Genomic DNA, 12,838 nt, shown 5'->3' on the forward strand with positions numbered 1-12,838 from the left:
ACCCGCAGCCGTTCGTGCTTACACGAGATGCAAACTCCTTGCAGCCCCATGGCTACGGACTGTTGTACCGCTTTCCTTTGCGGTGGTCTTGGAGTTGCCGCGGTTCACGAGCGCCGGGCACCCACCCTCTCCAGTCCACGCCCAGGAAGGGATTTCTCCGTGGATCGGTACTTGCCGCAACGCGAACGCCTGCTGACGTCGTCGAGGCCCCTGCCGGACTTCGAGGCCGTCGGATCGAACGGCCCTTGGCTCCACCTCGCCGATGGCCGCCGGATCCTCGACGGGTCGAGCGGCCTGCTGTGCGCGAACGTCGGGCAGAGCAGCCCGGCAGTGTTCTCCCGCGTCGAGAAGCAGTTCTCCCGCTACTCCTTCGGCGGCGCGGCCGTCGTCCAGCCGCGCATCCAGCTGGAGCTGATGGACCGCCTGTGCCGGGCCGTAGGCCGGCCGGAGGATTCCGTCGCCCTGACCACGTGCGGGACCCTCGGCGTGGAGGTCGCCGTGGGCCTGGCACGGAACATCGTGCGGGTCCGCGACGGGAAGCGGCGCGGGGAGATCTTGACGTCCGACCTCTCGTACCACGGCAACAGCGTCTTCACCCTGGGCGTAGCGGGCAACCAGATCCGCAACCCCCGTCCGGAAGACCGCTGCGGTCTCGGCCCCGCCTTCCCCGCCCCGTACCCGCCGACGCACGGCCACGCCCACGAAGGGCACGGCTGCGATGCCTCATGCGCCGGCGAGGTGGCGCGTGCGATCGACAGCAGAGGAGCCGAGAACGTCGCCGCGGTCCTGATCGAACCGGTCAACGGAACCACGGGCGGCGCCTTCGTACCCCCGAGCGGCTACCTGCGCCGGGTCACGGAAATCTGCCGGAAGCGGGGTGTCCTGGTCATCCACGACGAGGTCCTGACCGGGCTGTGGCGCACCGGCACGCCCCTGGCCAGCCGGCACTGGGACGGGTGCGAGCCCGACCTGGTCGTCCTGTCCAAGGGCCTGGGCGCCGGCTACACCGGCGTCGGGGCCGTCCTGGTGGCGCCGGAGCTCGCGCCGCTGCTGCGGCACAAGGACGCGGACCCGTTGCCCGCGATGGGCACCATGGCCACCCACCCCCTCCAGGCGGCGGCCTGCCTCGGAGTCCTGGACGAGCTGGAGTCGATGGACTTCGACGCCTTCGCCGCGCGCTGCGAGCGTCTCGGTGCCGCCCTGCGGTCCCTGACCGGCTGGGCGCCGATCAGGGACGTCCGGGGCGTCGGCCACCTCTACGGGGTGGAGGTCGGCCCCGGCCTGCTCTGGCCCCTGTTGCAGGAGTGCGAGCGGCGCGGCGTCTTCCTCTACCCCTTCACCGGGGCCGGTGCCCCGCGCAGCGAGGGCTTGGTCGTCGCGCCCCCGCTGACCTGCGACAGCCAGGACATCGACTTCCTGACCGGCGCGCTCACCGACGCGGTGGCCGCCCTCAGCTGATCCAGCCCGCTCCATCACTGGGGCAGGCTGCTTTGACGGAAGGAAGACCATGCAGTTTCCCGTCACGGTCATCGACCAGCTCGACGAGGACCAGCTCCGCAAGTGGCACGACTTCTACGGGGTGACCGCCGATAGGCCCCGCTTCGAGGAGGAGGGCATCTGGCGGCGCACCCAGCAGGCGGAGACCGCCGCGAACTCCGGCTGGACCGGCGAGGGCGACGCCCGCCGCCGCATCGTCCACTACTGGCACCAGTACGGCCTCGTGGACACCACCGCGGCGCCCGCGCTCGCCATGACGCAGATGTACCTGCACCACTCGGTGGCCGCGCCCAGCAGCGAGATCGAGGAAGCATGGGAGCAGAACCACGCCATGCTGGCCGAGGGCGGCTGGAAGCAGGTCGGGGCGGGCCGGTTCGAGCTGGGTGACCTGCGCGTGCACATGGTCCGCTTCGAGGAGCACCCGGAAGACCTCCGGGCGCGCCGCAGGCTCCCGGCCGGCTACGAGGTCATCGACACCACGTTCACGTCGGTCAACACCTTCCCCCCGCGGGCCGTCCGGCGCCGGCCGTGGGAGGTCCTCACCCACGGGGTCCGCGTCAAGGACACCCCCGGACAGCCCATCTACGCCGAAGACCTGGCGCAGCTGACGGACTTCCTGCCGTTCCAGGTCGAGGTCGGCTGCGGCGTCTCCTACGAGGCCGGGATCCCGCCCCTGCACCGCCTCCACGAGATCTACCACGTCAACGAGATCGAGGACGAGCTGCTCGGCAAGGGCTTCACCTTCGTGCTCGCCCCGGGCCGCGACCCGCTGCTCACGGAGATGTTCCTCCAGACCGAGGACAAGATCACGGAGCTGTCGGAGATGTACCGCACCTGCTTCGACGCCGAGGTCACCCCGGCCCTCCACGCCCTCAAGCGCATGGAGCAGGCCGGGCACATGGTCGGCCCGTTCATCACCAACAACTTCGACGGCCTGGGCGCGCGCGCCGGGTTCGAGGAGCAGTTCATGCGCCGCTACGACCAGCGGATCCCGCCGGTCACCTTCCACCCCGACGCCAAGGCCCTGGTCGTCATCGGCCTGCACGCCGATCGGCGGTGGGTCGCCAAGCGGGCCCGCGCGGCCGGGCTCAAGGTGTTTCTCGTCGACCCGGAGGGATTCCCCCGTCCGGACGGATCCTGGTTCGCCTACCCGCTGGAAGCCCCGCAGACCGGTGACGTGGTCGTACGGCAGACGGCCGACCACGCGATCGGGGCGCTGGAGCGGTTGCTGGACCTCGGAACCGACCAGGCCTGACAAGTGGGTCCGGGGAACGGCGCTAGCCTCTGGGAGCTGTTCCCCGGCCCCGCATGCGAGGCCCCTCCTGAAGTGAGAGTCAAGGAATGCGCGTTTCAGTCATCGGCTGCGGACACCTCGGTATCCCGCACGCGGCCGCGATGGCCGAACTCGGCCACGAAGTCATCGGCGTGGACGTCGACCAGGCCAAGGTCGACCGCCTCAACGCCGGCGAGTGCCCCATCTACGAGACCGGGCTGCCCGAGCTGCTCGTCCGCCACACCGCGAGCGGGCGCCTGCGGTTCACCACCGACATCCGCGAGGCCGCCGCCTTCGCCGAACTGCACTTCATCGGAGTCGGCACCCCGATCGACGCCGACGGCCGCTCCTACGACACCGGCCAGGTCTACGGCGCGATCCGCCAGCTCGCCCCCCACCTCGACCAGCCGTGCACGATCGTCGGTAAGTCCACGGTCACCGTCGGCACCACCACCCGGGTAACCGCCCTCGCCCAGCGCCTCGCGCCCGTCGGCGAAGCCGTCGAGGTCGTCTGGAACCCGGAGTTCCTCCGCGAGGGCCACGCGGTGGAGGACACCCTGCGCCCGGACCGCCTCATCGCGGGCGTCACCACCGCCGCGGGAGAGAAGGCCATCCGCGCCGTCTACGCCCCCATCCTCGACGCGGGCGTCCCTCTCTTCGTCACCGACCCGGCCACCGCCGAACTCGCCAAGGGCGCCGCCAACACCTTCCTCGGCCTGAAGATCAGCTACATCAACGCCGTCGCCGACATGTGCGAGGCCGCCGGCGGCGACGTCTCCCAGATCGTCGACATCCTCGGCATCGACCCGCGCATCGGCAGCGGCGGCATGCGCCCCGGCATCGGATACGGCGGCGGTTGCCTCCCCAAGGACGTCCGCGCCTTCACCGCCTCCGCCCGCCAGCTCGGCGCCGACCGGGCCGCCACCCTCCTGCGCGCCGCAGAAGAGGTCAACGAGTCCCGTACCGACGTCGCCATGGACCTCGTCAGCCGTGCCTTGACCGGCCGCCCCCTCAAGGGCGCCCGCGTCACCGTGTGGGGAGCGGCCTTCAAGCCCGGCACCAACGACGTCCGTGAATCCCCGGCCCTCGCCCTGGCCCACGCCCTCCAGCAGGCCGGGGCCATCGTCACTGTCCACGACCCCCAGGCCGTGGCCACCGCCGTGATCCGCAACCCCGAGTTCGACTACACCGACGACCTGCCTTCATCCCTCGACGGCGCCGACCTCGTCGTCCTGGCCACCGAATGGCCCGAGTATCGGCAGGTGGACCCCACGGCCCTCGTCGGACGCCCCGCCACCCCCTTGCTCGTCGACTGCCGCACCACGCTCGACCCCGAGCCCTGGCGCACGGCGGGCTGGACCCTCCACCAGCTCGGACGACCCGGCAAGTAGGACAGGCCGTCGGCGGCGAGGCCTCAGACCGCCGCCGTCACCGCGAGGCGGTCGCCGCGTGACGGGCTCAGCAGGCGGCCGTGGAGCCGTCTGAGTTCCGCGGAGGGTTCCAGGCCCAGTTCCTCGGCGAGCAGCCGGCGGACCTTCTGGTAGGCCTGGAGGGCCTCCGCGCGCCGGCCGGCGGCGCCGAGGGCGGCGATGAGCCGGCTGTGGAACCACTCGTTGAGCGGGTAGTCGTTGATGAGCTTGCGCAGCTCGGGAATGGACTCGCGGTGCCGGCCGAGCGCCTCCTGGGCCTCGATCCGGGTCTCGAAGGCCCTGATCCGCAGCTCCTCCAGGTGCACGATGTGCCCGGCGAGCACGTCGCCGGCCGGGAAGTTCGACAGGGCGGGCCCGCGCCACAGGTCGAGCGCCTGGCCGACCGTGCGCAGCGCCCGCTGCGGCTCCTCCTCGGCCAGTTCGTGGCGGGCCCGGGTGACGAGCCGCTCGAAGATCCGTACGTCGACCTCGGAGTCCTCGACGCGCATCACGTACCCGGACGGGCCGGTGACGATCAGGCAGCGGCCGGCGGGCGCCAGCTGCTCCTGGGTGAACATCCGGCGCGCGTGGTAGACGTACGTCTGGAGCGTCGTGACGGCGCTGCGCGGGGGGTTCTCGCCCCACAGCTCCCGGATGAGGGCCTCGGCCGTGACCACCTCGCCGGGCCGGGTGAGCAGCAGCGCGAGCGTCTGGCAGACCTTGGGGGTGCCCGGCTGGTAGGTCCGGCCGTCGTCGGTGACGATCTCGAAGGGGCCGATGAGATTGAAGCGCATGGAAGATGACTCCTCATCAGCGAGAAGAGCAAAAAAACAGGACGGCTGGAATCAATAGAAGTGTCTTGTGTGGGGAATGTGGCCGTCAACAGGAGGTATGTCAGAACGCGGTCAAGCTGCGTCAGAATTGAGCCACCCGATGCGGTCCGATGGCCGGAAGTTGAAATGCGAAAAGACGGCCGCCCTACCGGATTTCTCCGGCGGGGCGGCCGTCTTCGTTCGGCCGGCCTTTTACCTACTCAGGCAGGCAGGCACTCACTCGCCGAGCAGGTAGCGGATGTGCTTGACCAGCTCGCCGATGTCCTCGCGCAGCAGGCTGTAGTGGTCGGCGTCGAGGTCGATGACCGTCGGCGGCTCGGCCGAGTAGCCGCTGCTGTTCTCCAGGAACGAGTAGTCGTCGCCCACGGCCTTGAAGATGCTGATCGGCGCCTGGAGGGTGCGCTCGGCCAGCTCGTGGAAGGAGTACTCGAATTCGTAGGTCTGGCCCACGACCGAGATGATCCGGCGGGCGAGGTCGACGTCGATCCCCTTGAGTTCGCTGATGAACTCGGCGAAGGACGCCTCGTCCGTCACCGTCTCCAGGCACCGGTCCAGGTCCGGACCGGAAATCGTGCCGGTGAAGACGGAGAAGAGGATCGTGGTGTAGCCGCGGTTGGCGAAGGACGCCTCGCGGCCCCACACCTTGCCGTTCTCGGCGCGCACCTTCGGGGAGCCCGGGGCGATCAGGAAGAGGTTGTCCACCTTCTCGCCGGCCTGCTCCAGCTGGTAGGCCGTCTCGAAGGCCACGCGGGCGCCGAACGAGTAGCCCCACAGGGTGTAGGGGCCGGTCGGCTGGATCTCCTTGAGGGCCTCGATGTCCTTCTTGGCCATCTCGGTGATGGTCTCGTACGGGGTCTCGCCCTCGTTGATGCCGTACGACTGGACGCCGTAGAACGAGCGGCCGAGGCCGATTTCGCCGGCCAGGCTGCGCAGGTTCATCGGGTAGCCGCCCAGACCCGGCCAGCAGATCACGGGCCGGGCCTTGCCGGTCTCCGCGTGCAGGCGGACGAAGCGCGAGGACTCCTGGGCGACCTCGCGCTCCAGGCGGCGGGCGAGCTTCTCGATGGTCGGGGACTCCAGGACGCTCTGCAGCGGCAGGGAGACGCCCAGGCGGGAGTTGAGCTCGCGCACCAGGCCGACGGCGATCAGCGAGTTGCCGCCCGACTCGAAGAAGTCGTCCTGGACGGAGGCGTTCTCGCGGCGCAGGGCCTTCTCCCAGACGCCCGCGATCTCCTTCTCCGTCTCCGTGCGCGGGGCGACGAAGGGGCGCTCCACGAGCTCGGCGTTGACCTGCTCGGAGGCGTCGAGCGCCTTGACGTCGATCTTGCCGTTGGCGGACAGCGGCAGCCGCTCGAAGACCACGACCCGGTTGGGGATCATGTAGTCCGGCAGGAAGCTGACGAGGTCGTCGCGGATGAGCTCGGCCGGGCCGCGCATGTGGACGCTGTCCTCGCGCATGCCCTCGTGCTCGACCTGCTCGTCGCTGATGCGGCCGCCGACGAAGAAGTACATCGGGCCGCCCTCCACGCCGTTCTGGGCGAGGACGGCGTCCATGCGGCGCGAGGCCGGCAGCGGGTTGCCCGTCTTGGAGCTGTAGCCGGAGGACATGAAGCCCAGGTTCAGCCCGTTCATCATCAGGTGCTGGAGCTTCTTGCCCAGGGTGACGTACTTCAGCCACTCCTCCTCGGCGCGGCTGTAGACGCTGATGCCGAAGCTGGCGGCCTGGTACACCGACTGGTTGATCGCGATGACGTGCTTCTTGAGGACGATGTCGTCCGAGAAGCGGGTCAGCTCGCCGTTCTCGTAGCGGTACTGGCCCTCGGGCAGACCGGCGATCTTGCCGCCGTGCGTCTGGACGTAGACCTCGGCGTGGTCCTCGCGCGGGCCCGCGTGCGGGACCAGCTCGAAGGTGCCCAGGTAGTAGTCCTCCTCGGCGACGTCGAGCAGGTCCTTGACGGCCGGCTCGTAGGCGCGGTCGTGGATGTCCAGGCCGTAGGACGGCAGGATCTGCTCGAAGAGGCCGACCATGTGGCCGGTCTCGATCTCCAGGACCTCGACGATGTTGTTCTTGTAGACCGGCTCGATGCCGCTCTTCTTGCCGATGAAGTGGATCTGCGCCGTGGCCTTGCCGGTGGCCTCGCGCTCGCTGATGAGCACGAGCTGGTGGCGGACCGGCTGGTAGTAGTAGTAGCCCGGCTTCAGACCGCCGACGCCCTCCAGCTCGAAGTACATCTGCGTCGCGTACAGCGCGCCCGGGGAGGCGTAGCCGTACTTCGGCAGCAGCCGCTCCTCGCTGATGTACTGGCCGAACCAGCGCAGGATCTGGCCGAGTTCGGCGGGGGCCAGGTCGGCCGCCTTGCGCGACTGGCCGGCGGTGACCGTGGCGCTCAGCAGGCCGAGCAGGTCGGCCTGGGTGACGGGGCCGCCCTCGTAGAAGCGGTACGTCTTGCGGGCGAAGACGCGGGCGCGCTGCTCGGGGGTGGGCTCGGAGCCCTCGAGGTCGAAGGCCGGACGGGCGGCCAGCTCGGCGTCGTCGCGCAGGCCCGGGTTGGACAGCTGCGCCTTGACCTGGAGCTTGCTCTTCTTCGACGCGTGGTGGGAGCCGTGGTTGCCCTGGTCCATCAGGGCGGCTTCCTTCTCGCTGAGCTCGATGCAGGCGATCAGGTTCTGGAAGCCGGTGCGGCCGTCGTTCTTGACGATGACGGCGGCGTTGCGGACCCAGTCGTGGTTCTCGATCGCCAGGGAGATCTCGTCCAGCTCGACGCGGTAGCCGCGCAGCTTGACCTGGTTGTCGGCGCGGCCGGCGAACTGCACGGTGCCGTCGGTGTTCCACTGGCCGAGGTCGCCGGTCTTGTACAGGCGGACGGGCTCGGCGCCCTCCTCGAGCTCGATCTCCAGGAAGCGCTCGGCGGTGAGGTCCTCGCGGTGCAGGTAGCCGCGGGCCAGCTGGATGCCGCCGATGTACAGCTCGCCTATCTCCCCCACGCCGACCGGCTTGAGGGTCTCCTTGTCCAGGATGTGGTAGGTGGTGCCGTGCACCGGGGAGCCGATGGAGATGGACTGCGGGCCCTCGTCCAGGTCGGCGGGGTCCACGGGGAACGAGGACGAGTTGATGGTCGTCTCGGTCGGGCCGTAGACGTTGATGAGCGCCCGGCCGGGCATCTCCTGCGTGGTCTGGATCGCGAGCAGGCGCGAGAGGGCCTCACCACCGCTGAAGATCTGCTGGAGCGAGACGCACTCGGGGAACTTCTCGGTGTCGATCAGGCCCTGGAGCAGCGTCGGGACGCACTGGAGGGTGGTCACGTTGTGCTTGACGATGGTCTCGATGAGGCCCTCGGGGTCGGCGTAGACGCCGGGGGCGCCCATGACCACGGTGGCGCCGTTGGCCGGGGAGAGGATCTCCCACTGGGCGGCGTCGAAGCTCATCGGGGTCTTCTGCAGGATGACCTTGCTGCGGTCGATCGCGTAGGTCTCGCGCAGCCAGCCGAGCTGGTTGACGATGCTGCGGTGCTCGATCATCACACCCTTCGGCTTGCCCGTGCTGCCGGAGGTGTAGATGACGTACGCGAGGGTGTCCGGGCGGGCGCCGTCGCGGGCCGAGGTCTCGGTGCCCTCGGGGCGGACGAAGGCCTCGGACTCGCGCAGGGTCACGATGGTGACGTCCTGCGGGGCGAGCTCGCGCAGGCGCGACACCAGGCGCTGCTGCGCCAGGATGATCTTCGCCTGGCTGTTCTCGATCATGTAGCGGAGCCGGTCCTCGGGGTACTCCGGGGAGAGCGGCAGGTAGGCGGCGCCGGCACCGAGGATGCCCCACGCACCGACCATGAGGTCGATCGACGGCTCGACGAACAGGCCCACGCAGTCGTCCGCGGAGACACCGAGGTGCTCCAGGTAGTCAGCCAGGGCCGAGCTTCTGGACGCGAGCTCCCGGAAGGTGAGCTTGTCGTCCCGGTAGGCGACCGCGATCGCGTCGGGGTGCTCCGCCACACGCTGGGCGAGCAGGCCGGGCAGGGTGTTGGTCCCCTGGAGGGTGGGCTCGAGCACGCTGGTCTCCTGAAGAGTCATTTCCCGCTTCCTAACGTTCCGTTGTGGAGCACGGGCGCGGTCAGCGCCCCGGCTGCCGGGCCCCGGTGTGGAAAGGGCCCGGCGGACGACGCCGCACCGCGAAGCGTGGGGGGTGGCGTCCGCACGGGGCGGACGCCGCTTCGAACGCGGTGGGGCGCCGGTGGCCGGGCTGCAGCCCGGCCGGGAGGTACCGAAGAACTGAGGGGCGCAAGGGCAAAGCCTCACCACCCGGGAATACCGGAACGGCGCGGTGCGTGCGGCCGCCTCCCCCTTCGGACGGACGGGCCCGCGTCGGGCCCGTCCGTCCGGGCGATCACCGGCTCTGCAGGAGCCGGGTTACTGATCCGTTCTCGAACACGGCGCGCGAGGCTCCCGCGATGAGCGGGGCGATGGACAGGACGGTGACCTTGTCCAGTCCGAGGGCCCCGGGCACCGGCAGGGTGTCCGTGAACACGAACTCGCTCACCCGCGAGTTCTTCAGGCGGTCCGCCGCGGGGCCGGAGAGCACCCCGTGCGTGGCCGCCACGATGACGTCCCTCGCCCCCTGGGCGAAGAGGGCGTCGGCGGCGGCACAGATCGTGCCGCCGGTGTCGATCATGTCGTCGACCAGGACGCAGACGCGGTCGTGCACGTCGCCGACCACCTCGTGGGCGGTGACCTGGTGGGCCACGTCCTTGTCGCGCCGCTTGTGGACGATGGCCAGCGGAGCGCCGAGGCGGTCGCACCAGCCGTCGGCCACGCGCACGCGGCCGGCGTCGGGCGAGACCACGGTGAGGGCCTCGCGGTCCACCTTGGAGCCGATGTAGTCCGCGAGGACCGGCATGGCGAACAGGTGGTCCACCGGGCCGTCGAAGAATCCCTGGATCTGGTCGGCGTGCAGGTCGATCGTCAGGATCCGGTCGGCGCCAGCGGTCTTGAGCAGGTCCGCCACCAGACGGGCCGAGATGGGTTCCCGGCCGCTGTGCTTGCGGTCCTGTCGCGCGTATCCGTAGAAGGGCAGGATGACCGTGACGCTCCGCGCGGAGGCCCGCTTCAGCGCGTCGATCATGATGAGCTGTTCCATGATCGACTTGTTGATGGGGGCCGTGTGGCTCTGGACCACGAAGCAGTCCGCACCGCGCACGGAGGCGTGGTAACGGATGTAGATCTCGCCGTTGGCGAAGTCGATCGCCTTCGTCTCGACCAGCTCCGTGCCCAGCTCCGCCGCGATGGCCTGGGCCAGCTCGGGGTGTGCGCGCCCCGAGAAGAGCAGCATCTTCCCGGAGTCGCTCACGCGGCGGTGCCGTCGAGCGTCGGGTAGTCGGTGTAACCGGTGTGGTCACCGCCGTAGAACTTGCTCTGGTCGGCCTCGGCCAGCGCGGCGCCGGTGCGGATGCGCTCCGGCAGGTCCGGGTTGGCGATGAAGGACGAGCCGAAGGCGACGGCGCACGCGACGCCGGCCTCGAGCGCCGCCTCACCGATCTCGGCGCTGACCGCGACACCGTTCTCCGGGTGCGGGCACAGCACGATGGTGCCGGTCCACTGGGCGCGCAGGGCCGCGATGTGGTCGCGGTTGGCGCCCTCGAGGATGTGCAGGAAGGCGATGGGCGGCAGGGCCGCGACGAGCGCCTCGTAGATGGCGTGCGTGTCGCCCTCGACGATGTCGTTGTACGGGTTCGACGGGGAGATGCGCACGCCGACGCGGTCGGCGCCGATGCGCTCGGAGACCGCCTCGATCACCTCGATCGCGAAGCGGATGCGGTTCTCGACGGAGCCACCGTACTGGTCGGTGCGCTGGTTGGTGTTCTCCGACAGGAACTGGTGGAGCAGGAAGCCGTTGCCGGAGTGGATCTCCACACCGTCGAAGCCGGCCTCGATGGCGAGCTCGGCGGCGTCCGCGTGCTCCTTGACGACCTCGGCGATCTCCTCGACCGTCAGGGCGCGCGGCTCGGGGTAGTCCAGCGGGCCCTGGGGACCGTAGGCCTGGCCGGCCGCGGTGACGGCGGACGGGGCGACGGACTGGTGGCCGCTCGGGTAGAGCGAGGGGTGGCCGATGCGGCCGCAGTGCATGAGCTGCGCGACGATCAGACCGCCGTTCGCGTGCACGGCCTCGGTGACCGGCTTCCAGGACTCGGCCTGCTCCTGGGTGTGCAGGCCCGGGCTGTTGCCGAAGCCCTGACCGACGGCCGAGGGCTGGACGCCCTCGGTGATGATCAGACCGGCGCCCGCGCGCTGGCCGTAGTAGGTGGCCATCAGGTCGGTGGCCAGGCCCTCGGCGGTGGCCCGGTTGCGGGACATGGGTGCCATGACGACCCGGTTGCGGAGGGCCAGCTTGCCCAGGGTGACCGGCGCCAGCAGCTTCTCGGACATGTGTGTGTCTCTCCAGACTGAGTTCAACGCGTGGTGCGGTGGTGGTTCGAAGGGGCGGGTCAGCGCCCCGCGCGCTCGGCCAGGTGCGCGGCGTGCGCCACGGCCAGCCGTCCCGCCGCCTCGGCGCAGGAGGCGAGGACGGCCATGTTGGCCTTGGCGCTGCGGCCGTCGGTGGCGGCGTCGACGGCGCGCATCAGGTACTTGGTGATGGCCTGGCCGGAGACTCCGTCGCGGGTGGCCTCGGCGACCGCGGCCCGGATGGCCGTGTCCACCTCGGTGGAGTCGATGGCGTCCTCCTCCCGGACCGGGGTGGTGATCAGGAAGGAGCTGTTGTTGCCGAGCGCCCAGTGCGCCTCGATCGCGCGGGCGATGACCTGTTCGTCGTCAAGGCGGTGGGGCGCCTTGTGGCCGCTCGTACGGCAGTAGAACGCGGGGAAGTCGTCCGAGCGGTAGGCGACGACGGGGACGCACTGCGTCTCCAGGTACTCCAGGGTCAGCCCGAGGTCGAGGATCATCTTCGCGCCCGCGCAGACCACGGCGACCTTGGACCGGGTGAACTGGATCAGGTCCGACGAGACGTCCCAGGTCTCCTGGGCGCCGCGGTGCACGCCGCCGATGCCGGCGGAGGAGAAGAAGGGGATCCCCGCGAGCTCGGCCGCCACGACGGAGGAGGCCACCGTGGTGGCGCCCAGTCCGCCCTGCGCCAGGATGACCGGCAGGTCCCGGCTGGACACCTTGGGGATGTTCGGCAGGGAGGCGAAGCGCTCGATGTCGGCGTCCGACATGCCGACGCGGATCTCGCCGGCCTCGATGCAGATGGTCGCCGGGACGGCGCCGCCGGCCCGTACCGCGTCCTCCACCTTGCGGGCGGTGGCCGCGTTGTCCGGGTAGGGCAGGCCGTGGGTGATGACGTTGCTCTCGAGGGCGACGACGGCCTTGCCCTCGTGGAGGGCCTCGCGGACTTCCTCGGTGTAGACGACGGGGATGCCGCTGCTTGCGCTCATCGGGTCTCTCTCAACTCTCGTTCAGGTAGCCGGGTCGCTTGACCAGCAGATCCGGGCGGGCCGCTATCTCGGAGAGGACCTGCGCCTCCCAGTCCTCCGGGCTGACCGGCTCCACGGAGATCGAGACGGTGTCCTCGCCGGTGGCGAAGGTCTTCGTCACGGCGGCGGTGACCGCCTCGTCGATCGCCCGGAGCTGCTCGGCCGTGAAGTCCCTGGGGTAGTGCCGGATGTGGATGTGGGGCACCGCTGCTTGGTCCTCTCACGAGTCGTTCGTGCAGGGGGGGTTGGTGGCACACCGCGGACGGGGGGGGCCGCCGTGTGGCACCACCCCACCCCCCCCCCCACCGGGGGGGGGGCGGGCGGGGGGTCGCGGGCGGGCGTCGTCCCCCGGGTAAGCCAGGAAGGACA

Annotated in this window: 9 protein-coding genes; 3 read left to right on the top strand and 6 right to left on the bottom strand. The window is 70.2% G+C overall.

Annotated elements, in window-relative coordinates; all coding sequences use genetic code 11:
• Window positions 1–159 precede the first annotated feature (159 nt).
• From ACFVXK_RS22010 to ACFVXK_RS22020, 3 genes are all read left to right on the top strand, one after another.
• Window positions 160–1,458, top strand: a complete 1,299-nt coding sequence (locus tag ACFVXK_RS22010) for an aminotransferase class III-fold pyridoxal phosphate-dependent enzyme (protein WP_389614147.1) — start codon at window positions 160–162, stop codon at window positions 1,456–1,458.
• A gap of 49 nt (window positions 1,459–1,507) precedes the next feature.
• The gene (locus ACFVXK_RS22015) at window positions 1,508–2,752 is read left to right on the top strand and encodes a hypothetical protein (RefSeq protein ID WP_389614148.1); all 1,245 of its coding nucleotides are present in this window, start codon (window positions 1,508–1,510) and stop codon (window positions 2,750–2,752) included.
• An 86-nt stretch (window positions 2,753–2,838) separates the two neighbouring features.
• Complete coding sequence (locus tag ACFVXK_RS22020; protein WP_389614150.1) at window positions 2,839–4,161, top strand: UDP-glucose dehydrogenase family protein; 1,323 nt, start codon at window positions 2,839–2,841, stop codon at window positions 4,159–4,161.
• Between the two features lie 23 nt (window positions 4,162–4,184).
• Here ACFVXK_RS22020 and ACFVXK_RS22025 read toward each other — a convergent pair whose 3' ends face one another.
• The 6 genes from ACFVXK_RS22025 to ACFVXK_RS22050 all read right to left on the bottom strand — a co-directional run bounded on the left by ACFVXK_RS22025 (window position 4,185) and on the right by ACFVXK_RS22050 (window position 12,674).
• Window positions 4,185–4,973 carry a BTAD domain-containing putative transcriptional regulator gene (locus ACFVXK_RS22025; protein ID WP_389614152.1) on the bottom strand — a complete coding sequence of 263 codons (789 nt, stop codon included), beginning with the start codon at window positions 4,971–4,973 and terminating at the stop codon, window positions 4,185–4,187.
• A 255-nt stretch (window positions 4,974–5,228) separates the two neighbouring features.
• A complete protein-coding gene (locus tag ACFVXK_RS22030; protein WP_389614153.1) occupies window positions 5,229–9,056 on the bottom strand; it encodes an amino acid adenylation domain-containing protein in 3,828 nt (1,275 codons plus the stop codon).
• 334 nt (window positions 9,057–9,390) lie between these two features.
• Window positions 9,391–10,332 (bottom strand): ribose-phosphate diphosphokinase, encoded by a 942-nt coding sequence (locus ACFVXK_RS22035; RefSeq protein ID WP_045946982.1) that lies wholly within the window; start codon window positions 10,330–10,332, stop codon window positions 9,391–9,393.
• 14 nt (window positions 10,333–10,346) lie between these two features.
• Window positions 10,347–11,426 carry an alkene reductase gene (locus tag ACFVXK_RS22040; protein WP_389614155.1) on the bottom strand — a complete coding sequence of 360 codons (1,080 nt, stop codon included), beginning with the start codon at window positions 11,424–11,426 and terminating at the stop codon, window positions 10,347–10,349.
• A 59-nt stretch (window positions 11,427–11,485) separates the two neighbouring features.
• Window positions 11,486–12,430, bottom strand: coding sequence for a pseudouridine-5'-phosphate glycosidase (locus ACFVXK_RS22045; protein WP_389614157.1), 945 nt, complete (start codon window positions 12,428–12,430; stop codon window positions 11,486–11,488).
• Window positions 12,431–12,440: 10 nt separating this feature from the next.
• Window positions 12,441–12,674, bottom strand: coding sequence for a tautomerase family protein (locus ACFVXK_RS22050; RefSeq protein WP_045946979.1), 234 nt, complete (start codon window positions 12,672–12,674; stop codon window positions 12,441–12,443).
• Window positions 12,675–12,838: the final 164 nt, after the last annotated feature.

The organism is Streptomyces sp. NPDC058157 (assembly GCF_042884105.1).
In the GTDB taxonomy this organism is placed as follows: domain Bacteria; phylum Actinomycetota; class Actinomycetes; order Streptomycetales; family Streptomycetaceae; genus Streptomyces.

Excerpts from the sequence above, each read along its gene's own strand:
- ACFVXK_RS22045 (WP_389614157.1), bottom strand. The coding sequence starts at position 12,430 with ATGAGCGCAAGCAGCGGCATCCCCGTCGTCTACACCGAGGAAGTCCGC.
- ACFVXK_RS22015 (WP_389614148.1), top strand. The coding sequence starts at position 1,508 with ATGCAGTTTCCCGTCACGGTCATCGACCAGCTCGACGAGGACCAGCTC.
- ACFVXK_RS22020 (WP_389614150.1), top strand. The coding sequence starts at position 2,839 with ATGCGCGTTTCAGTCATCGGCTGCGGACACCTCGGTATCCCGCACGCG.
- ACFVXK_RS22025 (WP_389614152.1), bottom strand. The coding sequence starts at position 4,973 with ATGCGCTTCAATCTCATCGGCCCCTTCGAGATCGTCACCGACGACGGC.
- ACFVXK_RS22035 (WP_045946982.1), bottom strand. The coding sequence starts at position 10,332 with ATGCTGCTCTTCTCGGGGCGCGCACACCCCGAGCTGGCCCAGGCCATC.
- ACFVXK_RS22040 (WP_389614155.1), bottom strand. The coding sequence starts at position 11,426 with ATGTCCGAGAAGCTGCTGGCGCCGGTCACCCTGGGCAAGCTGGCCCTC.